A 24,085-nucleotide genomic window follows, 5' to 3' on the forward strand; every position below is an offset into this window, starting at 1 on the left:
TGAAATATATTTAAGGAAAATATATTTCCTATGGAATTAAGCCCAAATTTATTATAAAATTGATAAGGACGTAATATGACTATAAAGTAAGAATATAAAAATACAATATACCTGTGTGGGGGAATTATGAAAGAGAGATATATATTATTAGTTATAGGACTTACTATAAGTTCAATTTTAACTTTATCAGGATGTAGTAATAATAAGACTGTAGATGATGCACAAATAAATATTATTAGAAATGAAGCTACAGAGGATGTTGAAAATAATAATTTTAAAGTAGAAGAAAATAATGTAGCATTAGAAAATAAAGTTGAAAATAAGACGAGTGAAACAGAATATAAAATTGAAAATAATAAGAGTGAAACAGAATATAAAAATATTGAAAAAATCGTTGAAGCAGGTTATGAAAGTGTAGAAGAATTTTTAGATCAAGAAGCTGCTAATAGAGCATTTCAAGGAGTAGCACTTGTAGCTGTAGGTGATGAGATAAAATTTGCTAAGGCATATGGATATGCAGATGGAAAAAGGGAAAATACTTTAACAACACGTTTTGCAATTGCTTCAAACACAAAACAGTTTACTGCTGCAGCAATAATGCAATTAGTTGAACAAAATAAAATTAGTTTAGATCAAACTATAGACAAGTACTTTCCAGAATATAAATATGGCTCTATTATCACAGTAAGACAGCTATTACAGATGAGATCAGGAATTCCTGACTACCTTAATGAAGTAGAAGTTTTTATGAAATCTGAAGAAAGTTTAAACATTTTAAAGGATTATAAAGATGATAAGTATTTTGATAAATATGTTGAAGATGAAAGATGGTCAAAGGATTTAATACTAAAAGACTTAAATTTATCAGAGCTATACTTCCAACCTGGGGAAGCTTATGATTATTGTAATACTAATTATTATTTACTTGGGCTAATTATAGAACAAGCAAGTGGCTTGTCATATGAACAATATATAAATAAAAATTTGTTTGAGCCAGCAGGCATGACAACTAGTAGTATGAAAGCTGAAGAATCGGATGCAAAAGGTCATGGAAGTGCCGAGTCAGGAGTAATAAAGGCAAACCCAGATTTTACTTACTCAGCAGGTAATATTTATGCTAATGTTTATGATATGTTCCGTTGGATGAGAGCGTTTCACAAAGGTAATATCGTAAGTAATGTATCTTATGATGAAATGCTTACTCCAATTGATGGTTATGGATATGGTGTTTTTGCTAGTGAAGGAATAGTTAGACATAGTGGAGTAATTGATGGATTTAACTCAAATACAGAGTATGATATTAATAGTGATGTTACTATAATAGTAATGGAAAACTCAGATGCAACTACACAACCTTTAGATGCAAAATATGATACAAGTATGATACGTGGATTAATTACAAATTAAAATTAAAATTAAAATTAAAAATAATATAATTAGATTAAGAGTATAGACGGTAGTTAAATAGAATCAAATATGATTATTATAAAGATACATCTACATTAGTGTAGGTGTATCTTTTTTATAGTTACATAACATAATAATCATTTGATTACAAATCAGGTATATGGTAGTATATGGAACCAAAGGGTAATTTTTTAATAGCATTTTAATTATTAAGGGGGATAAGATGGGGAAGTATTACTTATTTAGTGATTTCAGCGAAGAAAAAGGATTTTCATTAGTAGCGAATGAGCTTAAGAAAGATATTAAAGATTATAATCAGATTGTTTTTATTGCATCATGTCCAACTATTGGAGAGATAACTGATAGATATGTTGAAAAATATTTAGAGTGGTTTAAACGAATTGGAATACACTTTAAAAGTAAGGTTGTTTTAGATAATCGTATGGATTCTATAAAGATGGTTAATGTAATTAAGAATGCATCATTGATTTACTTAATGGGTGGGACAACTTCTTTGCAAATGAAATTTCTACATGAAAATCAATTGATTGAGCCAATACGTGAAGCAGATTGTTTAATAATAGGATTAAGTGCCGGAGCAATAAATATGGCAAAGACATCAATTTTGACAAAAACTTGTGGTCATGATAAACAAGAAGTGTATAATGGAATTGGACTTGTAGATAAAAGTGTAGAGCCACACTTTATTTTAAGTTATTTTAATGAAGAGTTAAAAAGCTTATCATATGAATATTTAATTTATGGGATGTGCGATGAAAGTGCCATTATAATTCGTGATACTGAGTGTTCTTATTATGGAGATATATATTTATTAAGAAATGGGATAGTTGAAAAAGTAAGTTAAATATAGTTAGAGATTACTATGAAAGTAATATTAAAAGCATTTGCATTATTGCAGGTGCTTTTTTGTTCCGGGAAAATTGGACGCATTTGGGGGTTGATGTTATAATGTTAATAATTTGTAAATTTAACTAATTAATAGAGGAGATGGAAAGTAAATGAATAACAATGGAGAAGAGGTTATTAATAGTATAGATAAAAAAGAACTATTAATAGGTAAACTCTTTTCAATTAACAGTGTGATAAATAATTTGGAGGTTATAGGCGAAATTCCAAAGGTTAAAACCCTTGTTAGAAAAGCTATAAAAGTAGCATGGCCATCAACAGTTGAATCATTTTTAGTAGCTATGGTATCTTTTATAGATACTATTATGGTTTCTAGCTTAGGTTCTTATGCTATAGCAGCAGTAGGGCTTACAACTCAGCCTAAATTTTTATGTTTAACATTATTTATATCATTAAACATTGCTGTAAGTTCAGTTGTAGCTAGAAGAAAAGGTGAAAATGATAGGAAAAGAGCTAACAATACATTATTTCAGGCTTTAATAATAACAGGGGTATTATCAATTATAATTAGCGCTTTAGCAATGATTTTTGCTGAACCTTTCTTGAGATTTGCAGGAAGCCAAAGTGATACTCATATATATGCAGTAACATATTTTAGAGTTATAATGGGTGGATTAATTTTCAATGTAATAAGTCTTGTTATTAATGCTGCTCAAAGAGGATGTGGTAATACCAAGATTGCAATGAGAACAAACTTAGCGTCTAACTTTGTAAATATTATATTTAACTATTTATTAATTGGAGGTAAGTTTGGGTTTCCTGCTTTAGGAGTTGCGGGAGCAGCAATAGCAACTGTTTTAGGTACTATGGTAGCTTTTGTTATGTCAATTTATTCTATTAGTCACTCAGATGGTTTTTTATATATTAAATCTTTTAAAAAGAATTTAAATATAGATAAAAACTCCCTTAAGAGTTTATTTTCAGTTGGAGCATCTTCATTTGTAGAGCAAATATTTATGAGAACAGGATTCTTATTATATAGTTTAATTATTGCTAATTTAGGGACAAGCGCCTTTGCAGCACATCAAATAGGAATGAATATAATAAACATATCATTCTCTTTAGGAGATGGTTTAGCAGTGGCAGGGGTTGCGCTTATTGGACAAAATTTAGGGAAGAAGAGACCAGACTTGGCTAAGATATACGGGAGTATTTGTAGGAGAATAGGCCTTATGGCATCTATAATGATTTCAATTATATATGCCATATTAGGAAAGGATATATTTAAATTATTCACAAATGATCCTGATGTTTTAAAATATAGCTTCAATATTATGAACTTTGTAATAATTATAGTAATATTCCAAATTGCTCAGGCTATTTATGGAGGGTGTTTAAGAGGTGCAGGTGATACAAAATACACTGCAATAGTATCTCTTATAAGTATTACATTTGTAAGACCTTCTGTAGGATGGTTATTAACTTACCCTCTTTCAATGGGCTTAATAGGGGCTTGGTTTGGGATATTAACAGATCAAATCGTTAGATTTTGTCTAACAAGTCGTAGATTTAAAAGTGGAAAATGGACTGAGATAAAAATATAGATAAGAAAGTCGGTGAATTGAACTATGCCTACAGTCATATTGTAGATGAAGTTCGATTAACCGACTTTTATTTAGTAATATATTTATAGATTACTAAAATCATGGTTTATTATTTCTATTAATTTGAACTCATCATTATCAAATTCAAACTTTAGAATACAACAATTACCTAGCCTTTCTTTTTGGTCAACATCGCTAGTATGGGCCCAATATCTCATAAATTGACGACAAGCAGCTCCGTGAGAAACAGCTAAAACAGTGCTATGATCTTCATTTTTCATAATTGAATAGAGTGTTTCTGCAACTCTATTTCTTAATTCAAATTCATCTTCACCACCATACTTAACAAAGAAATCTCCATAAGGTAATGGTGGATTTAAATCTTCACTTTCTCCTTCAAAAGTACCAAAGTTCCATTCCTTTAGTCCCTTTACTCTTTTATATGGCATATTAGATACATACTCTAAGGTATCGCAAGCTCTTTCAGATGTAGAAGAGTATGCATGGTCAAAAGTTATATTATTTCTTTTGAAATATTCTCCAGCAATAAGTGCTTGTTCAATACCTAGCTTAGTTAATGGGGCATCACACCAACCTTGAACTTTTCTTCTAACATTAAAAAGTGTTTGTCCATGTCTCATCAAGTATAATATTTTTTTCATAAACTCATCTCCAATTTTTTTTATAGTATTATATATATTTTATTTTAATTTTTTCTTTATTTGTATTATTTTTCAGAATATAATAATCTTATCAGTAGGGAGCAACTACCGGGCAAGAGTTATTTGAAAAAATTTATAGAGGTGATTTTATGTATACGATGAAAGAAGCATGTGATAAGGTTGGAATATCTTATGAAACTTTAAAGTTTTATTGTAAGGAAGGTTTAGTGCCAAATGTTAAAAGAGATAAAAATAATTACCGTATTTTTGATGAAAAGAATATTGCATGGTTAAAAGGACTACAATGCTTAAGGAAATGTGGTATGAGTATTAAAGATATGAAACAATATATGAATTATTGTTTAGAAGGGGTTTCTACAATTCCAGAAAGAAAAGAAATGCTAGATAAATCAAAAAAATATTTATTAGAACAGGTAGAGAAACTTAATGAATCTATTAATTTTATCGATAATAAGCAAATGTTCTATGATGATGTATTGGCAGGGAAGATAAATTATACTAGCAATTTAACGAGAGAAGAAGATTAATATGAATTTATAAGAGTTATAAAATAACTCTTAATAAAGTAATGTATATTGACATTCTAATTAAAGTATAATATACTTAATGCAATGAAAAGAGGTATTGATTAACCTTTGGGTGTAGAGAGTAAAAATCAATAGTTTCATATAATAAATATAACTTATGGGGGATAAAGATTATGAGTGGAGATAACTTTAATGTTAATTTGTCATTAAGAGAAACAGTTAAATTATTAGATAAAGGAATAGTAGATGGTAGTTTTACTGGTGAAAGAGTAGATTATCATGTAGTAAATATAGACGATGTACATGCTACTATTGTAGTTGTATATGAAAAGCACTTTTATAGAGCGGGGAACAGACTTACATTAACAGTATGTATAGATAATGTAAAAGATATTACCCATATTCATTGTATAGGTGCAGGTGGTGGAGAAGGATTATTTAGATTTGATTGGGGAGCTAGTGAGGACTTTACTAATGCTCCAAGAGAGATTTTAAAGAGATATATAGTAAATTAAGAAATATTTGATTATATAAATATAAAATTATTTAACAGTAAATATTGTAAAATAGGGAGAAAACATATGGGACAAAAATCGTATAAGAACCTAGGAAAATTTCTTTTATCTTTTTCTATAATAGCTTCATTAATTTTAGTATTTGTAAGTTTTAGAGGTGGAAACTTTATAGGAAATCTAACAAGTGGAAGGATTTCTAGAGCAGTACCATTTAGCTTAACTTGCATTCTGCTTATTTTAGGTGGAATTAGCATGAAAAGAAAATATCCAGAGTATTACAAATATCAAGTTGTAAGTGGAGTATTGTTATTAGCTACTACTTGGATGTTTGATTTTATTCCTAGAATAATGTATTTAGTTTAATAAAATAGTATAGTTAATCTAATATGTTTAGTTTTGATATTTATAGAAGAAAAAAAGTTAATAGAAGTTGTGAGAAATCCACATGTGTTAATACGAATAGAATTAACACATGTGATTTTTTTATAACTTTTTTAAAAACTAAGGGAACTTTTATAAAGTTTTATGTCTCTAATAATAGAAAATAGACAATTAATTGTTAAATTAGTATATTTTATGTAATACTTAATAAGTTATTAGATATTTATGAAGATTTTAGGAACATATGACTTAGGGGGAAAGTGAAAGTGGAGGTAGCAAAAATAATAAAGAACAATGAAGTTAATTTGTATAGTGTTAAATTAGCTAAAAAGGATAAAGAAGTTTTCTCAGAATTAATACAAGCAAACTTAACTTCTATGTATAGAGTTGCAAAGGGGATACTAAGTTCTGAAGATGACATAGAAGATGCACTTCAAACTACTACTTTAATTGCATTTGATAAGATAAAGACTTTAAGAAACGATAAGTATTTTAAGACCTGGCTTATAAGGATTTTAATAAATGAATGTAATAAGATTTATAATCAGAATAAAAAAAGCTTGAAGGATGTTAGAGAAGTTAAAGAAGAAAGCTACACAATTGATAAAAGTATAAATGTTGATTTATACGATGCTATTAGAAAACTATCAGATGAGTTAAGAGTGGCAACAATTTTATTTTACTTTAATGATTTAACTTACAAAGAAATTTCAAAAGTCTTAGATATTCCTGAAGGAACTGTTAAGTCAAGGATTTCAAGGGCAAAAGATAGATTATATATAATGTTAAAGGATTAGTAGTGAGGTGATTTAAGTGAATAATGATTTTGATAAAAAACTAAGAGAAATGGCTCAACAGTCAAAGGTAAAAGAATCAGAAGAGTTAAGAGATAAAATTAAGATTACTTGTGATAATTTAGAGCATAAAAGAAGAGGTTATAAAAAATATCTAAGTGCAGCTGCTGTATTCATTGGAGCATTTGTAGTAATAGGAGTTTATTTACCTACGTATGCTAATGATACACCTATAGTAAAGAAGGTAATTGAGTTTCTAAATGGAAAGAATAATGTTGTTAATGAAACTTACATTGAAAATAGTAAAGAGGATAAAAGTGTAATAAAATTAGATGGGTATACAATAAATATAGAAAATTTATATTATGATAGAAATGAGTTAAGTATCTTTTATAAAGTTAAAAGCGAAAAGCCTTTTGATAAAAGCAAAAAATATGATATAGCAATGGAATTGAAGAAAGATGATGAAATTATTCTTCAGTTAGGATCGCCTACTTTTGAATTTTTAGATGATTATACAATGATGGTAATGGCAACAGTAACATTGACAACAGAAGATTCTATGGAGTTACCAGAGATTTTAAATGTTAAATTATCTATAAGAGATATAACTATTTGGGATAATACTGTAGGAAATTATAGTTTTGAGATGATAGAAGTGAACTCGGATCCAATAGAGATTTCATTAGATAGTAGAGAGATAGAAGTTCTAACTAAAGAGTTGAATAAAGAAATATATATTGATGGAGGATATGCTAAATATATTAAAAGTATAATATCACCAACAAGAATTAATTTAGAGCTTTCAAGAATGGGAGGAGATCCATTTACTGATTATATTATTGGAGAACACATATGGGATTCTAAAAAAGGTGCATTAACAGAATTGTTTAATTTAGGTGGAGGCTATGATAATCAAGGTGATGAATACGTGATTGTTAGAACATTTGAAGCTCCAAGTGAAGATGGAGAAGTGCTATTAGTACCATATATATATACATCAGGACCTTATGGAATTGGCGGAGAAGGTAGAGCCACCCTTAAAGAGTATAAGTTTAAAGAAGGAGAGACTTTAGACTTAGGGCAATATGGCACTATGGAGATTGAAAAGATAGAATATAAAGAAAATGAAACCATAATGACTATTAAAACAACAGGCATTATATGCTTTGAACCATTTATAAATGCACAGTTATATGATCAAGATAATAAGTGGTATATGCCTACTGCTGTTATGAATAGGGAAGTTTATGGATTTTTAGATATGAAAGCAGATTATGTGTTTGAAAAAATGGATAGTGAGAAAGAATACTCATTAAAGCTTATGGAACCAAGCCGTATTGAGGTGGTTGAGGAAGAAATAATTAACTTGAGAAATTAGATATTATAGTAAAATCACATGTTGAATTACATGTGATTTTATTTATTAATTTACAAATAAAATAAATAGATAATGAAATTAAGTTATACAATATAGTAAAATAATATTAAATAGTTAGGTAATATTTAGATTGAATAGGAGGAATAGAATTGATAACTATAGAAAAGAAATTGAATGTTTTGATAAAGGTTGCAGAGTTATTGAATAAAAATAATATTAATTGGGCTATAGGGGCATCATTACTTTTGTATTTTAAAGGAATTGCTGAAGAATTTCATGATATTGATATTATGGTTGATGAAAGTGAGGTAGAGATTGTGAAGAAAATACTTTTATCACTTGGTACATTACAACCTGAAAATCCTAATATGAAATATAAAACAAATCACTTTTTAGAATTTAAAATTGATGATGTAGATTTTGATGTTATGGCTGGGTTTGTTATTGTAAAGGATAATAAAGAATATTATTTTCCGCTTCAGAAGAAGAGCATTAAAGATTATATCAGTATAGACAGTGTTACCATTCCTTTGCAGTCAATCGAAGAATGGCGTACTTATTATGAACTAATGGGACGAGCTGAAAAAGTAAAAATGATTAATGAGGCGATAAGTTAATAATAAATAATAACTGTAAAGTATTAAGTGGTTAAGGATGGAGAGATAAAATGAGAGAGAAAGAATTTAATAAAATAAAATCAAAACTAGATTCTTTTAAATTTACATCTATGGAATATATGGACTATGAAGATGTAAGTGGTTATGAAATAGAAGTAGAAAACGAAAATATTATTATGATATACGGATATAATCGTGAAGCGAAGATTAATGAGTATCATTGGGCAACAAGTAAGGTTGAATACTTAATAGAATATTTAAAAGAGAAAAAAGACTTCTTAATAACATTTATACCAAATGAATGGGTTCCAAATCTTGAAAAAGTAGGCTTTGTAATTCGTAATGCTTGGCATGATTATTTTATGAATAATCTTGATGAGATAAAGTGTTTAGGGGGTTATGATTTTTTAACATCTAATAGATGTGAGGAAGCATCTAAGGTGACGATGATGTGTAAAAATCAAAGTAGAGGTTTTACAGGACAAACAGTTAAATGGATGGAGGAGTGGATAAATAATACTGAATTATCAGGTGTTGGGACTGGAACAAGAAATAATGCAATATTAATTGAAAGAAATTCAGATGATCAGATAATTGGTATTATATGTGTAGCAACATATGCTCATGAAAGCGAAAAAGGTCCTATAGTTTGGATTAGAGAAGTTGCTGTTAATCCTTCTTACCAAAATAAAGGAATCGGAAGGAAACTGATTCAACAGGCACTTTCTTATGGTAAAAAATATAATGCAACAAGAGCTTTCCTTGCAGCTGATGAATGTAATTTACCTGGAATTCATCTTTATACAAGTATTGGATTTATACCAAGTGATGAAGAAAGTCAAATAGATATGTTAAAGTAGAGAAATTTACAGAGGGGAGGTATATGAAAAACCAATAGTTATTAAGTCAATCATCGCTAGAATATATATTACTTGATTATCCATTTGCATATAAAAATGAAAGAGCTAAACAATATATTGACTATGCAATATTCATTGATACTCCATTAGATGTTGCTATGGCAAGACGAATCATAAGAAATATGTCAAATAAAAATGTTGATTTGCTGAAAGATGATTTGAATTATTACCTATCTAAAGGGAGAGTAGCTTATTTAGAAATGATAAAAACAATAAAGCCAAATTCTGATTTTATCATTGATGGTAATTTAAGTACGCATGATATTGTAAGTAAAATTATAAAAAAGATTAAAGTATTAGGGGAATAAGCTTAAACTTTAATTAAACAAATAAATAGAAATACAAAATATGTACTATAATTACTGTATAGTGGAGAATTGATAAGGAGAATAATATGGTTTTACTAGTAATTGATACGCAAAAGTTAATAACAAATGAGAAATTATATGAATTTGATAAGTTTGTATTCAATGTTAAAGAAATAATAAATAAAGCTAGGCAAAATAATATTGAAGTAATATATGTACGGCATGATGACGGAATGGATAGCGACTTAACAAAAGGAACTGATGGATTTGAAATATATGAAGAGTTTCGACCAATTAACGGAGAAAAAATATTTGATAAGAATGTAAATAGTGCCTTTAAAGGGACAGGATTATTAGAATATTTAAGAAAAAAAGATGAAGATGAAATAATTATTGTAGGTCTTCAAACAGACTATTGTATTGATGCTACTATAAAATGTGGGTTTGAACATGGATTTAATATTATTGTCCCAGCATATGCAAATACAACAGTTGATAATAAATTTATGTCATCAGAAAATAGTTATAAATACTACAATGAATTTATATGGAAAGGCAGATATGCAGAGTGTATCTCGTTAGGGGAAGTAATTGAAATAATGAATAAGTGAAAATTCGAGTTTTAGAAGTGGTAGGGAGATAAAAATTTGTAAGGGAGGTTAAATAATGAATAAAATTACATGTATATGTTTAGGTGTAAGAAACATGGAAGAAGCTATAAAATTTTATAGAGATGGACTTGGGTTTGAAACAGATGAAAGAAGTAATAATCCAGCAGTAATATTTTTTAATACTTTTGGAACAAAATTTGAACTTTATCCATTAGATTTATTGGCAAAGGATATTAGCGAAGAAAATACTCCACAGATTTCTAATGGATTTGCTGGAATTACATTAGCTTATAATGTAGAGCATAAAGAAGAGGTTGATAAGGTTATAGAGCTAGTTAGAAGCGCCGGTGGTAAAATAGTTAAGGAACCACAGGATGTATTTTGGGGAGGATATCATGCATATTTTGCTGATTTAGATGGCTATTATTGGGAAGTAGCTTGGGGACCAAACTTTAAATATGATGATCAAGGTATGCTTGTCTTTTAATCTACGGATACCTATAAATACTAGAGTAATTTATGAATTGGGAAAACGATTAATTGACATGGTGTATTTAAAAAAAGAACTTAAGGTATATATGAGTTATATAAAAATTTAGGGGGATAAGATTATGAGGTTTATAGAAAATAAACCAGAAAAAATAGTTAAGGGTATATTTGTTGGAGGGATAGTATATTTTATCGGAAATGTATTAATGTACTTAGCAACACTTTCAACAGCGTCTTCAGAAATAGGTCATAAGATAACAATTGGAATATTTTATTTAGCAACTTTTTGTAAACCTGTAGGAATATTAGTGATTTTTAAGTTTTTATGTGATGTTATATATAAGATATTAAAAACACTTGATAGTTATAATAATAAATAATTTTAAGTTTAAGGAATTTATATATTGGAGGAGTTATATGGGCTGCTTAATTTGTGAAAGAATTGAAATGATTAAGGAAGGTAAAAATCCATACTTTGTTATGGAATTAGAAACAGGATATGTAGTGATGGGAGATCATCAACATTTTATGATGGCAAAGCTGATTTTGTATTAAACTGGTAGCAGGATGAAGAAACAATTAAAGGCTATTGATATAGTTTAGTACTAAATAAGATATAGAATTTAAAGGGGGTACTATGGAAGACAAGATCTGTTTTTATGTACCTAAGATTGAAGAATTAGTATATCGACAGAAAATAATGAGTGATCCAGATACTATGAATTATAATAAGGGATATGATATTTTCTTTCATGGATATCATAAGGATACTGGTTGTATAGACTTCCCAAGGGATAAATGGAGCAGGTGGTACTCATGTATGGTGAACAATAAACCAAATTCTTTTTATGCATATATCACAAGGAAAGAAGATAATGAGTTTATTGGAGAAGTGAATATTCATTGGAATAATGATAAGAAGTGGTATGAAATAGGGATTGTAATTGAAGGGAAATATCGCGGAATGGGATATTCAGTAGAGGCATTAAGGAAATTAATTAATATTGCCTTTGAGGAATATGATGCAACAGCAGTTCATAATTCATTTGAGATTACTAGACAAGCTGCTATAGCAATCCATAAGAAAGTTGGTTTTAAGATAATTAATGAAGTTAATGGAATTATTGATTTGTTAATTAGCAATTATAAGTTGAATAAAAAATAGTAAGTTTAATTTATTAAGTTGTTAAATATGAATTTGGAACTAAGGTAAAGTTTTGAGTAATTGTATTAATAGACTTAAAAGACAAGGGGTACTTTATGAGAGAAAACATATTAATAATTGAGGATGATGAGGATATAAGTGAAATATTAAGTTTTTCACTTAAACAAGAAAGGTACAATGTTAAGGTGAATCCTAATGGATTAGAAGCAGAAGAAGAAATAACTACTTTTAAACCAGATTTAATATTATTAGATATTATGCTAAATGATACTGATGGTTTTAGCGTTTGTAGGAAAGTTGCTAAGTATAAAATTCCTATTATTATGCTTACTGCAAGGGGAGAAATAATGGACAAGATCCTAGGTCTTGAGCTTGGAGCTGATGATTATATTACCAAGCCTTTTGATATAAGAGAGGTAATAGCGAGGATACGAGTTTCGCTTAGAAGACGTAGTGAGTTAATAGAATTACTAGAAGAGTCTGATAGTAATGCAATTACATATGGTAGATTAAAAGTAAATGAAGATTCTAGAATAGTCTTACTAAATAATGAAGAAGTTAAGCTAAAGCCCAAGGAGTTTGATTTATTATTATTTTTATTAAAAAACAAAAATATGGTTCACTCAAGAGATAAGTTATTAGATTTAGTTTGGGGATATGATTTTAGTGGTGATACAAGAACTGTAGATGTTCACATAACAAGACTTCGCCAAAAGATTCAAAGTGAAGTTAATATAGAAACAGTTTTTGGTATTGGATATATGTTAAAGGAGAATTATGTTAACGATAAAGCATAAGTTTGGAATTGTATTATCACTTATTTTTATAATATCGATAATAGTTTTTAATTCATTTATGGACAAGTTTTTCTATCAAAGATTTAAAATATATGTTTCAGAAGATATGAAGGAAAATTATACAGTATCTTTCAAAAATCTAGAGGACTACATTTTAATAAATGATATAGAAAGAGATAGTATACTAGATGAAGATTTAATAGATAGCGTAATGAAGTTCATAGTAGATAGAGTTTATTGTCAAGGTGTCATATTTGATTTTGATGGTAAAGTTTTATCAACTGGTATCACTAGTGAAAATGAAATAGATATTGAACTACTTACTAAGCTACCTAGTTCTTTTGAGCTAGCAATAGATAATAAAACTGTACTTGATATAGAAAAGAAAAATGCTAAAGTATACGGAAAACTTAGTTATTGTATATATGGAAAAGATTATAAACCAATAGGAATCCTAGTATTAATAAAAGATTATAGTGGAGAGTATAGCCGTAATATAGCAAATAAAAATTTAATTAATATTAGTGTAGCTATTTTATTTATTATTATATTTATAGCAGTATATCTTTTATCCTCAAGGATGATTAAGCCAATAGTTATCTTAAAGGATAAAGTTTCAGAAATATCAAAAGGGAGATATCCAGATAAACTGCCAGTAAAGTCTAAGTATGAAATAGGGGTACTAGTTCAGTCCTTCAACACAATGAGTGAAAAGTTAAGATTAAAGGATGAACAGGAAAAAGCTATTTTTAGAAATATAACACATGAATTGAAGACACCTTTAGCTAGTATTTCAGGTTATGCACAGATTTTAAGAGATAATGAGGTTAAGGAAGAATTTAAAAATAAGGCCTTAAACAGAATTGTTTCAGAAAGTAACAGAATGCATGAGCTTGTAGTTACATTGCTAAATATTTCAAAGCAAAGCAGTGATTTAGAGGAATATTCTTTTGAAAAAGTAAATATTAAGGAAATCATAGATGATAGTATTTCTATTAATTTACCAGAAATAAAAGATAAAGGGTTAGAAATTATAAAAGAATATGACGATGCTATGGTTAATGGAAATAATCAGTATTTAACGATTCTATTTAGAAATTTAATTAATAATGGAATTAAGTATTGTTATAAGAATACTAAGGTTGTTATTAATCTAAATAGTGAAGGTTCTGAAGTTATCTTCTCTATATTAACAGAAGGAAAAGAGATACCAGAAAATATGAAAGAAAAGATATTTGATCCTTTTATTAAAGTTGAAAAAGGTGGATTTTCATCAAAAACGTCACATGGGTTAGGATTATATATATGTAAAAATATTGTTGAAGTTCATAATGGATGTATTCAGCTTGAGGTTAATGATAATATTTCGGAATTTATTGTTAAGCTTCCTAGTTTTAACACTTTGGAAACAACTTAGAATTACTTTAACAATAATCCCTTACTAAAATAGAGATATAAGAATTGGAGGGGTTAATATGAAAAGAAAATACTTACTAATAACAATGTTAATAGCTGCTACAGTATCATTTGTAGGATGCTTTGATAAAGGCACTGAAGATAGTCATCAAGTTTTAGACTCAATAGTCTTAGATAATGATGCAAAGGCTACTGGAAGTAAAAATACTAAATTAGATATTGAAATGATTGCGAAAACAGAAGGCATTAGTGGAACAGACAACTCATGGGGCAGTCTAATAAATGATAAGATAATATACTACACAATAGCGCCAGAAGAAGCAGGAAATACAAACCTTGCATTTCAAAATTGGTATTTAGATTCTGTAAGAGTTGGAGATATTACAGATAATAAGGATAAAGAGACAGGTCTAAATAAGATTAGTTGGCAAGATAAAGATTTTAATGGAATTGTATTTCAAGATTATACAAATTCAAGGGAGGTAAGGGTTGTAAAAGATAATAAGGGTTATAAATTTAATTCAAAAGGTGAACTTGAAGAAATAGGTGTCTATGAAAAGTTTATAGAAAAATACGGTGAGGATAACAGACAGTTTATATCTTACGTAGATGGGGCTATAGACTTATATGGAGTTGGAGATGATAGTAATCCTAAAATAGTTTTACTTGATATTATAAATAATGAAATGTATGAAATAGATGCATATGCTTTTAATGATATTAATAAAGAAGTTTTTAATGATATACCAGATATAAATGATAGAAAATTAGTTATTTTAGGAATAGAAGATAACAAGATATATGTATCTTTAGAAGCTATATCAACATCAACTTATATGAGAGATGACTCATCAATAATTGGATACATTGAAGGTAGCAAGTTTACACCTATATTATCTTCAGATATGGGGATAGATGTAAAAGTTATAGGTGGAGCAATATATTCAAATGGTAAAATTTTATTTTCTGGATATGCTGAAGATAAAAATGGTATATGGAATTATGATATAAATACTAAAAAGCTTGCTAAACAGATAGATGTAAGTGATGAATCATTATTTAATTTTAGTCTAAATCCAACTAAGGATAAAATAATTATGACTGGAGGTAGTTATGAAGAGGAAAATACTAAATTTACAATGAATTTAGCATCAATAAACGAAAATTTAGAGCTTTCAAATTTAACTTCTGTTGTATCCAGTAAAAATAAAAGTGGAATAAAAAGCTTAGCAGGATGGTCTGATGATGGAAATGAGTTTTATCTATATACAAGCATGCAAAGATACAAGGATGTGATTGGACCAATGGAGACATCTTATGAGGTATATAAAATAAAATAAAATAAAATAAAAGTACGGAGGAGTTATGAGAAAAATATGGCGATATAAGTTGTTTCAATGGATAGTATTTATTTTAATAGTATTATCATTAGGAACAGCAACAAGAAGATTGGATACATTACAATTTTTATTTGAAAATGGTAATTTAGCTATTGAAAATGAGGTTGTTCAACATTTAATAAAAGATATAAAGATTGTAAAAATAGTAGTTATTACACTATGGGGACTTGTATTTGGATTATATACAAATTTTATATATTCAATTAACAAGGAAATACCTAAAGAAACTACTACATAATTTTCTTTAATAAACTAATTGGAGGGATGAGAATGATTAAAGTTAACTTTTATAAGTGGAATGAAGTAAACGATAAAGATTTGTTATTTGCTGTAATAGTGTCACGTTATAAAAATAAATGGATTCTAGCTAAACATAAAGAAAGAAATACATGGGAGATTCCAGGAGGGCACAGAGAGTTAGGAGAGGAAATAAAAAATACAGCTATTAGGGAGCTTCAGGAAGAAACAGGTGCAAATACATTTGATATAAAACCTATTTGTGTTTATTCAGTTACAAAGGAAGATGTAGATAATACAAAGCATCCTACTGAAACATTTGGAGGTTTATTTTTTGCTGAGGTAAGTGAAGTTGGAAAGCTTCCAAACCTTGAAATAGAAAAGATTGATTTTTTTGACGAGCTACCTAAAGCATTAACTTATCCAGAAATTCAGCCACAGTTATTAAAAAAAGCAATAAGCTTTATAGAAAAATAAATTTTAATAGCTAGGTACATTAAAAATGTTTTATTTAGAATTAATTAAGAATGGTATAAAAGTACTTTATCAATTAAAATCTAATAATTTAATAAGGGGTATTGGGGAGTATGAAGAAATTCAAAGGTGCTTTAGTTATAGCAAATATATTTTGGGTAATAGGTTTAATTTTCATATTGGATAAAGGTGATAATAATGAATTTTATGATTTCTTACAAAATCTAAATGAAGTTAGAGGATCATTTATTAATAATTCTCAGCCTGTAGATTTAACACAATATATGAAAGTGCAGGAAGATGAAAAAACATTTATTTCAGATGAAGAAGTTGAAACTTTAACTACTCTAAAAATGATAAATAAGAAAGATGAACAAAAATTAATATCTCATAAAGGTGCTAAAGAGGATATAAGTTATGTTTTTGAAATTTTAAAGTATAGCTATGGACCATATGAATACTTTGGAGGAGATAAGGTATTTAATGTTATAGAAGAGGACATTTTAAATAAACTATCCTATGAAGAAAAAATTACTAAAGATAAAATAAAAGATTTATTAGTTGAAGGTCTTGAACCAGTAATCAATGATGGGCATTTTAGAATTGGTATAAGATTTTTAAATAATAGTAGGAATTTGATAAGTGCTTTAAGCAGAGAGTATTACTTTATGAAGGAAAATGAGAAAGTTTATACATTTGTAGATAATGAAAAATATTACCTTGAAGAGATAGATGGAAGTAAAGATATTCAAAAATATCTAAAAGCATCAATAGATGAAAAGGGGAAATTAGTTTATGTAATTGGAGAACTCCTAAATAATACAGAAGCTTTAATTACAAGAGAGATATCTTTGGTGAATAAAAACAATGATATTATAACTAAAGAAATCACTTTGAAAGCAAATTATATGAACAATAAAAATGGTATATTAGCATATGAAGAGTATGATATAGATGGTATTCCAGTTTTAGATGTTAGTAGTATGAACTTAAAAAGCACTACTGATGAAAGTTTATATACATTTATAGATTCTGGAAAGAAGTATGAAAATGAAGAAATAATAATAATTGATTTAAGAGGAAATAATGGTGGAAGTGAAAGTTACGGAAAAGAGTGGATAAAGAATTATTTAGGTAATGAGTTGAAGATTACTAGAAGTACCATACAAAAGAGAAGTAAGATTAATATACTAGCTAGTATTAATAACTATGAAAAAATGGAAGGCAAGCTTATTAATCAAGAAGAACACTTAAAAGCTATGAAAGAGGATTTTGAAAAAGGAAATTATGGGACATGGTATTCTAGTTATGATGAAGGTAAGTTTATAGAAAATGATAATTTGATTTTTGTGTTGATAGACCAAGATGTGGCTTCAGCAGGTGAAGGTTTTGTTGATAGATTAAGATATATAGAAAATGTAGTTTTTATTGGGGGAAATACACGAGGTTGTTATTTAGTTCCTAATAATTATACATATCAATTACCTAACTCTAAGCTTGACTTAGGTTTTGGGGAAGGTGTTTTTATAGGCGCTGAAGGAGAAAATCTTGATGCAGAAGGGTTTAAACCTGATATTTGGATAGATAGTGCAGATGCATTAAATGCAACAGTTAAATTAATTAAAAATTATAAATTAGATTAAGTAACAAGAGTAAAGCAGAGAAAGTAGTAGATAATACAATTCATCATATTATTAATAGCAGAACATTTATAAAGCCGGTAAAATATAGTGAATTAAACTTAAATAAGTAATAGAAGAACAGAATAAATGATAATATATGAATGCTGATGCAAAGAAGATAATTAACAAAAAGAATATAGCTATTGTAAGTATAATAATTTTAATATTAATGAATATGTTTCAATATAATAAGATAAGTGATTACAAAGCTAAAACAAGAGCTGCAGATATGAATTTTCGATTAGCATTAGAATTAATATGTTTTGGAGTTGAAAATCTAGAAGATCCTAATAAAGATGAACTTTTAGGTATGGTAATTTTAGCATCAGCTACTGGACAAGCGGTGGAAATATATAAAAACACATCTTATTACAATGAAAATGGATGCAACAGAGTCACATTTTCAAATATGTAAAACACTTTTAGAAAATAAAATACCTGTTTATGTTGATAAACCAATAAGTTATTTTTATAAATAAGCTGAAGAACTTTATGAATTATCAAAAAAATATGATACAAGTATGATACGTCAGTTAATGGGAAGGTAATAGACTATTTTTATTTAAATAAGAATAAAGTAAGAGTGAGAAATGCATCTACTGAAAAGGTAGATGCATTTTTTTTGTATCTGTGAAATAAATGGAACTTAGAGGTAGTGCTGAGAGCGAAAAAAGTAAAGTACAGTTGTTGCTACTGAAATTATAAATAAAAGTTTAAATAATTACCCCTATAGGGGGTTGTGAAGAAAAAACAACGTTGATATTCTAAAAATAAAAAAGCGCTGAAGGAGATATTTAATGGTGAATTTATTAAATGATATAGAAAATTATTGGTCAAATAGAGCTGAAGGATATTCAGAGGTTAATAGAGGAGAGTTATCAACTATACAAAAGGATAAATGGTTAAATGAAATTGAAAGAAGATTAGAAGGTATACCAAAAGAGTCCATAAATATCTTAGATATTGGATGTGGTCCAGGATTCTTTTCAATAATACTTGCTAGAGCTGGATATAAAGTTACTGCAGTTGATTATACTGAGGCGATGATTGAAAAAGCAAAGGAAAATGCAGGAGAGTTATCATCTAAAATAACTTTTATAAGAATGGATGCGCAAAATTTGTTATTTGATGATGAAATCTTTGATGTGGTAGTATCTAGAAACTTAACGTGGAACTTGGAAAAACCTGATATAGCATATAAGGAATGGGTTAGAGTTTTAAAAAAACAAGGAATTCTATTAAATTTTGATGCTAATTGGTATCATCATTTATTTGATGACGAAAAGAAAAGAGAGTATGAAAATGATAGAAAGATGGTAGCTAGTAGTAATCTAGAGGATCATTATACATGTACTGATATAGAGGCTATGGAAGAGATAGCTAGAAAGGTGCCATTAAGCAAGATAATGCGTCCAGCGTGGGATATTTCGGTTTTAAGTCAGCTAGGAGTAACAGAAGTTAATGCAGATTGTGATGTTTGGAAAAATTTATGGTCTGAAGAGGAGAAATTTAATTATGCATCTACTCCAATGTTTTTAGTTCAAGCAATAAAATAATTAAAATATTAGGGCGTTAATATTTAGAGAAATAGACATAAAAAACTATGTAGAAGTGGAGAGTAGAAACTAGTGGTAAAGTATATCGGAAAAAGATTTATACAGCTTGTACCGATTTTATTTGGAATAACATTCATTACTTTCGCAATGATGAATACTACATCTGTCGATACAGTTGATAAACTATTGGAAAACACTGGTGGTGTTGTTTCGCAAGAGGTAGAAGATAATATGAGAAGTGAATTAGGATTAGATAAGCCTTTTTTAGTTCAGTATGGAAATTGGGTTATGGGAATTTTTAAAGGAGATATGGGGGAGTCTTTTGTTTCAGGAAAACCTGTATTTAAGACTATAATTTCAAAATTACCAAATACATTTCTTTTAATGTCCGCATCGATATTATTAACTATATTAGTAGCAATTCCTTTAGGAATTATTGCAGCTGTTTTTCAAAATAAATTTATAGATTATATTATAAGATTTTTAAGTTTTATAGGTAATTCTTTACCGGGATTTTTCTTAGCGCTATTATTAATTCTTTTATTTTCTGTAAAGTTAAAGTGGTTACCTATTATAGGTTCAAGTAGTAATGGGTTAAAAGGCTTAATTATGCCAACATTGACTCTTTCTATAGCAATGATATGTAAATATACTAGGCAAGTAAGAGCTGTAGTATTAGAGGAGTTAAATAAAGAGTACGTAAGTGCTGCTTATGTAAGGGGAATAGGGTATAAGAGCGTTTTATTTAAAAGTGTGTTTAGATGTTCATTAATGACTATTATTACGCTTCTAACATTATCAATTGCTTCGCTTCTTGGAGGGACTGCTATAGTAGAAAGTATTTTTATGTGGGATGGAGTAGGAAAGTTAGCAGTAGATTCAATTAATATGTATGATTATCCTATGATTCAAGCCTATGTAATTTGGATGGCATTTATATATGTAGCTATAAATCTTATATCTGATATAGTACATAATTATTTAGACCCACGTATCAGACTAGGAAAGGAATAATTAGTAGGTGTATGAATAAGAAAAAGAAAACAAAGATAAAGCTTATTATTTTTGGGAGTATATGTTTAACAATATGTTTAATAGCATTGATTTCAGAATATATTGCACCCTATGATCCTTATGCTCAGAATTTAAGTGAAGCATTACAATCTCCATCTTTAAGACATATTTTTGGAACGGATAGATATGGAAGAGATTTATTTTCTAGAGTATTGGTAGGTGGAAGAAGTAGTATTTTTTCTACATTAGCATTAATCTTAATAATAAGTATAGTAGGAACTATAGTGGGATTATATTGTGGAGTTTATGGAGGAATTAGAGACATTATACTTATGAGAATAGCAGATATGTTTTTAGCTTTTCCAGGAATGGTATTTGCCATTGCAGTAGCAGCAGTTCTTGGAGGTGGAATGCAGAATGCTGTAATTGCATTAGCAGTAATTAGTTGGCCTAGGTATGCAAGAATAGCAAGAACTCAGGCAATGACCTTAAAAAATCAGCCATTTATTGATGCGGCAAGACTGAATGGATTAAGTAATTGGCAAATAATAGTTAAACATATTTTACCTAATACTATAGGTACCATAATTGTAATGGCAGCAGTTGACATTGGAACAATGATGATGGAACTAGCAGCTCTTTCATTTTTAGGGTTAGGTGCTATAGCACCAGCAGCAGAATGGGGAAGTATGATGAATGATGGAAGAAGTATGATTCAGACATCACCATGGATGATTTTATCACCTGGTCTAGCTATTTTTGTAACAATAATGTGTTTCAATTTACTAGGAGATACAATTAGAGATTATTTTGATACAAAATAATAATTAAAAATAACAACAGATAGGAGAATTAGAATGCGAAAAAGTAAGTTAATTAGTTTATTAATGGTAGGATGTATATGTACATCAATATTAGTTGGATGTGGAAGTAATAAAGAAAAAAATACTGGTGATAAAACAACAAATAATGAAAAAGTATTTCATTATGGGACAACAGCTTATGGGCCAGAAATGGGTAATGCAGGGTTAAATCCTCATGACAATTATTCAGGATGGTCAACAGTGCGTTATGGTGTTGGTGAAACTTTATTTAAGTTTAATGAGAGCATGGAATTAGAACCATGGCTAGCAACTGGATATGAAAAGATTGATGATTATACTATAAAAATTAACTTAAGAGATGATGTTAATTTTAGTAGTGGAAGAAAAATGGATGGTGAGGCAGTAAAAGAATGTTTAGAAAATCTTATTGCTGTACATGACAGAGCTCCAAGCGATTTAGATATATCTAATATATCAGCAGAAGGACAAAGCATTACAATAACTTCTAACAAAAAGGTTGTAGATTTATTGAACTATTTAAGTGACCCATATGGTGCAATAATTGATATGGAATATGGTGTTACAGAAGATAGAAATGTAGCAGGAACAGGACCATTTATAGCAGAAAAAATATCAGATTCAGAAATAGAGTTAGTTAAAAATGATAATTATTGGGGTGGGGAAGTTAAGACTGACCGTGTAATAGTTAAGTCAATTACAGATGGTGATACTCTTACTATGGCGCTTCAAAGTGGTGAAATAGATGCAACACAAGGTCTTCCTTATGCAAGCTTAGAATTATTTAATAACAACAGTGATTATAAGATAAGCTCTACAGATACATCACGTACATTCTTTGGAGCTATTAATTATAACAATGAGAATCTTCAAGATATAAATGTGCGTAAAGCAATAGCAATGGCTATAGATAAAAAAGGCTTCACAACTGTATTGTTAAATGGAAATGGGACTCCAGCAGTAGGGGCATTCCCTGAAAATTTCTCATTTGGTGATAATAATGTAACAGCTCCAGAATATAATGTGGAAGAAGCAAAGAAATTATTAAGTGAAGCAGGTTGGGAAGATACAAATGGAGATGGCTATGTCGATAAAGATGGTAAGAATTTAACTATAAGATGGTTAACATATCCTGGAAGACAAGAGTTACCACTTCTTGCAGAGTCTGTGCAAGCTTCTTTAAAGGACGTAGGAATTGATGTAAAAGTTAATTCAACAGCAAATCATTTAGATTATATAAAAAGTGGAGAGTGGGATATCTATGCTAGTGCCTTTGTAACAGCACCAACAGGAGACCCAGCATATTTCTTTACAACACATACTTTAAAAGATTCAGCTAAAAATCGTGGGAATTATTACAATGAGGAATTAGAAAAGTTATATGCTGAAATGAGTGATACATTTGATACAGATAAAAGAAGCGAATTAGCGATAAAAATGCAACAAATTATTTTAGATGACAGTGCATTTATTTTTGCATCTCATTTAAAAATGTCTTTTGTAATGAAATCAAATATTTCAGGATTTGAAGCTCATCCTTCAGATTATTATGAAATCACAGCAGACCTTTCAGTAGAATAATAGGAGAAGATATGAATAAGCCTTTACTTGAACTTAAAAACATATCAATAAAATATGACGATAAACTTGTAGTTAAAGATATTTCTATTACTATACAAGAGGGAGAAATACTTGGAATAGTAGGGGAATCAGGAAGTGGAAAGAGCACACTTATAAAATCTATAATTGGCCTTCTAGGAGAAGGAGGCCATATTGTAGATGGTAAGATAATATATGAAGGAAAAGATATTACAAATTTAAATAAAAAAGAATTAATGGTAATCAGAGGGCAGTCTATTGGAATGATATTTCAAGACTGTCAATCATCTTTTTGTCCAATCAGAACAATAGGCAATCAATTATATGATTCAATGAAAGCGCATATGAAGGTGACAAAAAAAGAAGCATTAGAAAGAGGAGAAGAAATTTTAAGAGAGCTTAATATTAAAGATCCTAAGAAGTTTCTTAATAGTTATCCCTTTGAATTATCAGGAGGTATGAATCAGAGAGCTGGAATAATGATGGCGATGGCATCTAACCCCAAAATAATCTTAGCGGATGAGCCTACTAGTGCATTAGATGTAACTGTTCAAGCTAAAGTTATAAATGAGCTTATGAACTTAAGAAAAAAGTTTGGAACTACTATAATTATAGTAAGTCACAATATGGGAGTAATTTCTTTAATGTCCGATAATGCATTAGTGATGAAAGATGGAGAATGTGTAGAGTATAATTTAACAAAAAAGATATTTAATTCTCCATCAAGACAATATACTAAGGAATTAATTAATGCAATGCCTAAATTAAAGAAAGAAATTATTTAAAATGAGGTGATAAC

General features: G+C 28.6%; 29 protein-coding genes. 28 read left to right on the forward strand and 1 reads right to left on the reverse strand.

Annotation, left to right across the window (positions count from 1 at the left end; translation table 11 throughout):
• Positions 1 to 126 precede the first annotated feature (126 nt).
• The 3 genes from H8S20_RS16285 to H8S20_RS16295 all read left to right on the forward strand — a co-directional run bounded on the left by H8S20_RS16285 (position 127) and on the right by H8S20_RS16295 (position 3,878).
• Positions 127 to 1,407, forward strand: coding sequence for a serine hydrolase domain-containing protein (locus H8S20_RS16285; protein ID WP_186860759.1), 1,281 nt, complete (start codon positions 127 to 129; stop codon positions 1,405 to 1,407).
• A gap of 223 nt (positions 1,408 to 1,630) precedes the next feature.
• Positions 1,631 to 2,272, forward strand: a complete 642-nt coding sequence (locus tag H8S20_RS16290; protein ID WP_186860760.1) for a Type 1 glutamine amidotransferase-like domain-containing protein — start codon at positions 1,631 to 1,633, stop codon at positions 2,270 to 2,272.
• Positions 2,273 to 2,426: 154 nt separating this feature from the next.
• Positions 2,427 to 3,878: an MATE family efflux transporter gene (locus H8S20_RS16295; RefSeq protein WP_186860761.1), complete on the forward strand. Its 1,452-nt coding sequence runs from the start codon at positions 2,427 to 2,429 to the stop codon at positions 3,876 to 3,878.
• An 83-nt stretch (positions 3,879 to 3,961) separates the two neighbouring features.
• On the opposite strand, the gene H8S20_RS16300 is transcribed toward H8S20_RS16295, so the two are convergent.
• Positions 3,962 to 4,540: a histidine phosphatase family protein gene (locus tag H8S20_RS16300; RefSeq protein WP_032118307.1), complete on the reverse strand. Its 579-nt coding sequence runs from the start codon at positions 4,538 to 4,540 to the stop codon at positions 3,962 to 3,964.
• A 149-nt stretch (positions 4,541 to 4,689) separates the two neighbouring features.
• Here H8S20_RS16300 and H8S20_RS16305 point away from each other — a divergent pair, with 149 nt between their 5' ends.
• The 25 genes from H8S20_RS16305 (at position 4,690) to H8S20_RS16425 (ending at position 24,071) form a co-directional block, all read left to right on the forward strand.
• Entirely contained in the window at positions 4,690 to 5,088 is a 399-nt protein-coding gene (locus tag H8S20_RS16305; protein ID WP_032118308.1) for a MerR family transcriptional regulator, read from the forward strand.
• Positions 5,089 to 5,261: 173 nt separating this feature from the next.
• Positions 5,262 to 5,603 carry a DUF6054 family protein gene (locus H8S20_RS16310; protein ID WP_186860762.1) on the forward strand — a complete coding sequence of 114 codons (342 nt, stop codon included), beginning with the start codon at positions 5,262 to 5,264 and terminating at the stop codon, positions 5,601 to 5,603.
• Positions 5,604 to 5,669: 66 nt separating this feature from the next.
• Positions 5,670 to 5,966, forward strand: a complete 297-nt coding sequence (locus tag H8S20_RS16315; RefSeq protein ID WP_186860763.1) for a hypothetical protein — start codon at positions 5,670 to 5,672, stop codon at positions 5,964 to 5,966.
• 284 nt (positions 5,967 to 6,250) lie between these two features.
• Entirely contained in the window at positions 6,251 to 6,781 is a 531-nt protein-coding gene (locus H8S20_RS16320; protein ID WP_366456457.1) for an RNA polymerase sigma factor, read from the forward strand.
• A 16-nt stretch (positions 6,782 to 6,797) separates the two neighbouring features.
• Positions 6,798 to 8,159, forward strand: a complete 1,362-nt coding sequence (locus tag H8S20_RS16325) for a DUF4179 domain-containing protein (protein ID WP_186860764.1) — start codon at positions 6,798 to 6,800, stop codon at positions 8,157 to 8,159.
• Positions 8,160 to 8,308: 149 nt separating this feature from the next.
• Positions 8,309 to 8,776 carry a nucleotidyltransferase domain-containing protein gene (locus H8S20_RS16330; protein WP_032118313.1) on the forward strand — a complete coding sequence of 156 codons (468 nt, stop codon included), beginning with the start codon at positions 8,309 to 8,311 and terminating at the stop codon, positions 8,774 to 8,776.
• Between the two features lie 50 nt (positions 8,777 to 8,826).
• On the forward strand, positions 8,827 to 9,636 hold the full coding sequence (locus tag H8S20_RS16335; RefSeq protein ID WP_186860765.1) for a GNAT family N-acetyltransferase: 810 nt from the start codon (positions 8,827 to 8,829) through the stop codon (positions 9,634 to 9,636).
• Between the two features lie 65 nt (positions 9,637 to 9,701).
• Positions 9,702 to 10,004 (forward strand): nucleoside/nucleotide kinase family protein, encoded by a 303-nt coding sequence (locus H8S20_RS16340; RefSeq protein WP_186860780.1) that lies wholly within the window; start codon positions 9,702 to 9,704, stop codon positions 10,002 to 10,004.
• Between the two features lie 86 nt (positions 10,005 to 10,090).
• Positions 10,091 to 10,615, forward strand: coding sequence for a cysteine hydrolase family protein (locus H8S20_RS16345; protein ID WP_186860766.1), 525 nt, complete (start codon positions 10,091 to 10,093; stop codon positions 10,613 to 10,615).
• Positions 10,616 to 10,670: 55 nt separating this feature from the next.
• Positions 10,671 to 11,102 carry a VOC family protein gene (locus H8S20_RS16350; protein ID WP_186860767.1) on the forward strand — a complete coding sequence of 144 codons (432 nt, stop codon included), beginning with the start codon at positions 10,671 to 10,673 and terminating at the stop codon, positions 11,100 to 11,102.
• Positions 11,103 to 11,226: 124 nt separating this feature from the next.
• Complete coding sequence (locus tag H8S20_RS16355) at positions 11,227 to 11,484, forward strand: hypothetical protein (RefSeq protein WP_186860768.1); 258 nt, start codon at positions 11,227 to 11,229, stop codon at positions 11,482 to 11,484.
• Between the two features lie 37 nt (positions 11,485 to 11,521).
• Positions 11,522 to 11,659 carry a hypothetical protein gene (locus H8S20_RS16360; RefSeq protein ID WP_186860769.1) on the forward strand — a complete coding sequence of 46 codons (138 nt, stop codon included), beginning with the start codon at positions 11,522 to 11,524 and terminating at the stop codon, positions 11,657 to 11,659.
• 82 nt (positions 11,660 to 11,741) lie between these two features.
• Complete coding sequence (locus H8S20_RS16365; protein ID WP_032118318.1) at positions 11,742 to 12,269, forward strand: GNAT family N-acetyltransferase; 528 nt, start codon at positions 11,742 to 11,744, stop codon at positions 12,267 to 12,269.
• Between the two features lie 95 nt (positions 12,270 to 12,364).
• Complete coding sequence (locus H8S20_RS16370; protein WP_032118319.1) at positions 12,365 to 13,066, forward strand: response regulator transcription factor; 702 nt, start codon at positions 12,365 to 12,367, stop codon at positions 13,064 to 13,066.
• Positions 13,047 to 14,483 carry a sensor histidine kinase gene (locus tag H8S20_RS16375; protein WP_186860770.1) on the forward strand — a complete coding sequence of 479 codons (1,437 nt, stop codon included), beginning with the start codon at positions 13,047 to 13,049 and terminating at the stop codon, positions 14,481 to 14,483. Before H8S20_RS16370 ends, H8S20_RS16375 begins: the two co-directional genes overlap by 20 nt.
• A 58-nt stretch (positions 14,484 to 14,541) precedes the next feature.
• On the forward strand, positions 14,542 to 15,822 hold the full coding sequence (locus tag H8S20_RS16380; protein WP_186860771.1) for a hypothetical protein: 1,281 nt from the start codon (positions 14,542 to 14,544) through the stop codon (positions 15,820 to 15,822).
• Between the two features lie 25 nt (positions 15,823 to 15,847).
• Positions 15,848 to 16,120, forward strand: coding sequence for a hypothetical protein (locus H8S20_RS16385; RefSeq protein WP_032118322.1), 273 nt, complete (start codon positions 15,848 to 15,850; stop codon positions 16,118 to 16,120).
• Positions 16,121 to 16,152: 32 nt separating this feature from the next.
• The gene (locus H8S20_RS16390; RefSeq protein WP_032118323.1) at positions 16,153 to 16,596 is read left to right on the forward strand and encodes an NUDIX hydrolase; all 444 of its coding nucleotides are present in this window, start codon (positions 16,153 to 16,155) and stop codon (positions 16,594 to 16,596) included.
• Positions 16,597 to 16,706: 110 nt separating this feature from the next.
• Positions 16,707 to 18,236: a S41 family peptidase gene (locus H8S20_RS16395; protein ID WP_032118324.1), complete on the forward strand. Its 1,530-nt coding sequence runs from the start codon at positions 16,707 to 16,709 to the stop codon at positions 18,234 to 18,236.
• 136 nt (positions 18,237 to 18,372) lie between these two features.
• On the forward strand, positions 18,373 to 18,690 hold the full coding sequence (locus tag H8S20_RS16400; RefSeq protein ID WP_032118325.1) for a hypothetical protein: 318 nt from the start codon (positions 18,373 to 18,375) through the stop codon (positions 18,688 to 18,690).
• Between the two features lie 382 nt (positions 18,691 to 19,072).
• On the forward strand, positions 19,073 to 19,831 hold the full coding sequence (locus H8S20_RS16405) for a class I SAM-dependent methyltransferase (RefSeq protein WP_032118326.1): 759 nt from the start codon (positions 19,073 to 19,075) through the stop codon (positions 19,829 to 19,831).
• Positions 19,832 to 19,903: 72 nt separating this feature from the next.
• Complete coding sequence (locus H8S20_RS16410) at positions 19,904 to 20,845, forward strand: ABC transporter permease (protein ID WP_032118327.1); 942 nt, start codon at positions 19,904 to 19,906, stop codon at positions 20,843 to 20,845.
• A gap of 11 nt (positions 20,846 to 20,856) precedes the next feature.
• Positions 20,857 to 21,669 (forward strand): nickel transporter permease, encoded by an 813-nt coding sequence (gene nikC / locus H8S20_RS16415; RefSeq protein ID WP_042281441.1) that lies wholly within the window; start codon positions 20,857 to 20,859, stop codon positions 21,667 to 21,669.
• 33 nt (positions 21,670 to 21,702) lie between these two features.
• Positions 21,703 to 23,268 (forward strand): ABC transporter substrate-binding protein, encoded by a 1,566-nt coding sequence (locus H8S20_RS16420; RefSeq protein WP_032118329.1) that lies wholly within the window; start codon positions 21,703 to 21,705, stop codon positions 23,266 to 23,268.
• 11 nt (positions 23,269 to 23,279) lie between these two features.
• The gene (locus H8S20_RS16425) at positions 23,280 to 24,071 is read left to right on the forward strand and encodes an ABC transporter ATP-binding protein (protein WP_032118330.1); all 792 of its coding nucleotides are present in this window, start codon (positions 23,280 to 23,282) and stop codon (positions 24,069 to 24,071) included.
• Positions 24,072 to 24,085: the final 14 nt, after the last annotated feature.

The organism is Clostridium hominis, from assembly GCF_014287825.1.
Classification (GTDB): Bacteria; Bacillota; Clostridia; order Clostridiales; family Clostridiaceae; genus Clostridium; species Clostridium hominis.

Bases quoted from the DNA above. Each gene is read 5' to 3' on its own strand.
- H8S20_RS16285 (WP_186860759.1), top strand. From the start codon at position 127: ATGAAAGAGAGATATATATTATTAGTTATAGGACTTACTATAAGTTCA.
- H8S20_RS16290 (WP_186860760.1), top strand. From the start codon at position 1,631: ATGGGGAAGTATTACTTATTTAGTGATTTCAGCGAAGAAAAAGGATTT.
- H8S20_RS16295 (WP_186860761.1), top strand. From the start codon at position 2,427: ATGAATAACAATGGAGAAGAGGTTATTAATAGTATAGATAAAAAAGAA.
- H8S20_RS16300 (WP_032118307.1), bottom strand. From the start codon at position 4,540: ATGAAAAAAATATTATACTTGATGAGACATGGACAAACACTTTTTAAT.
- H8S20_RS16305 (WP_032118308.1), top strand. From the start codon at position 4,690: ATGTATACGATGAAAGAAGCATGTGATAAGGTTGGAATATCTTATGAA.
- H8S20_RS16310 (WP_186860762.1), top strand. From the start codon at position 5,262: ATGAGTGGAGATAACTTTAATGTTAATTTGTCATTAAGAGAAACAGTT.
- H8S20_RS16315 (WP_186860763.1), top strand. From the start codon at position 5,670: ATGGGACAAAAATCGTATAAGAACCTAGGAAAATTTCTTTTATCTTTT.
- H8S20_RS16335 (WP_186860765.1), top strand. From the start codon at position 8,827: ATGAGAGAGAAAGAATTTAATAAAATAAAATCAAAACTAGATTCTTTT.
- H8S20_RS16345 (WP_186860766.1), top strand. From the start codon at position 10,091: ATGGTTTTACTAGTAATTGATACGCAAAAGTTAATAACAAATGAGAAA.
- H8S20_RS16350 (WP_186860767.1), top strand. From the start codon at position 10,671: ATGAATAAAATTACATGTATATGTTTAGGTGTAAGAAACATGGAAGAA.
- H8S20_RS16355 (WP_186860768.1), top strand. From the start codon at position 11,227: ATGAGGTTTATAGAAAATAAACCAGAAAAAATAGTTAAGGGTATATTT.
- H8S20_RS16360 (WP_186860769.1), top strand. From the start codon at position 11,522: ATGGGCTGCTTAATTTGTGAAAGAATTGAAATGATTAAGGAAGGTAAA.
- H8S20_RS16365 (WP_032118318.1), top strand. From the start codon at position 11,742: ATGGAAGACAAGATCTGTTTTTATGTACCTAAGATTGAAGAATTAGTA.
- H8S20_RS16370 (WP_032118319.1), top strand. From the start codon at position 12,365: ATGAGAGAAAACATATTAATAATTGAGGATGATGAGGATATAAGTGAA.
- H8S20_RS16375 (WP_186860770.1), top strand. From the start codon at position 13,047: ATGTTAACGATAAAGCATAAGTTTGGAATTGTATTATCACTTATTTTT.
- H8S20_RS16380 (WP_186860771.1), top strand. From the start codon at position 14,542: ATGAAAAGAAAATACTTACTAATAACAATGTTAATAGCTGCTACAGTA.
- H8S20_RS16385 (WP_032118322.1), top strand. From the start codon at position 15,848: ATGAGAAAAATATGGCGATATAAGTTGTTTCAATGGATAGTATTTATT.
- H8S20_RS16390 (WP_032118323.1), top strand. From the start codon at position 16,153: ATGATTAAAGTTAACTTTTATAAGTGGAATGAAGTAAACGATAAAGAT.
- H8S20_RS16395 (WP_032118324.1), top strand. From the start codon at position 16,707: ATGAAGAAATTCAAAGGTGCTTTAGTTATAGCAAATATATTTTGGGTA.
- H8S20_RS16400 (WP_032118325.1), top strand. From the start codon at position 18,373: ATGAATGCTGATGCAAAGAAGATAATTAACAAAAAGAATATAGCTATT.
- H8S20_RS16405 (WP_032118326.1), top strand. From the start codon at position 19,073: ATGGTGAATTTATTAAATGATATAGAAAATTATTGGTCAAATAGAGCT.
- nikC (WP_042281441.1), top strand. From the start codon at position 20,857: ATGAATAAGAAAAAGAAAACAAAGATAAAGCTTATTATTTTTGGGAGT.
- H8S20_RS16420 (WP_032118329.1), top strand. From the start codon at position 21,703: ATGCGAAAAAGTAAGTTAATTAGTTTATTAATGGTAGGATGTATATGT.
- H8S20_RS16425 (WP_032118330.1), top strand. From the start codon at position 23,280: ATGAATAAGCCTTTACTTGAACTTAAAAACATATCAATAAAATATGAC.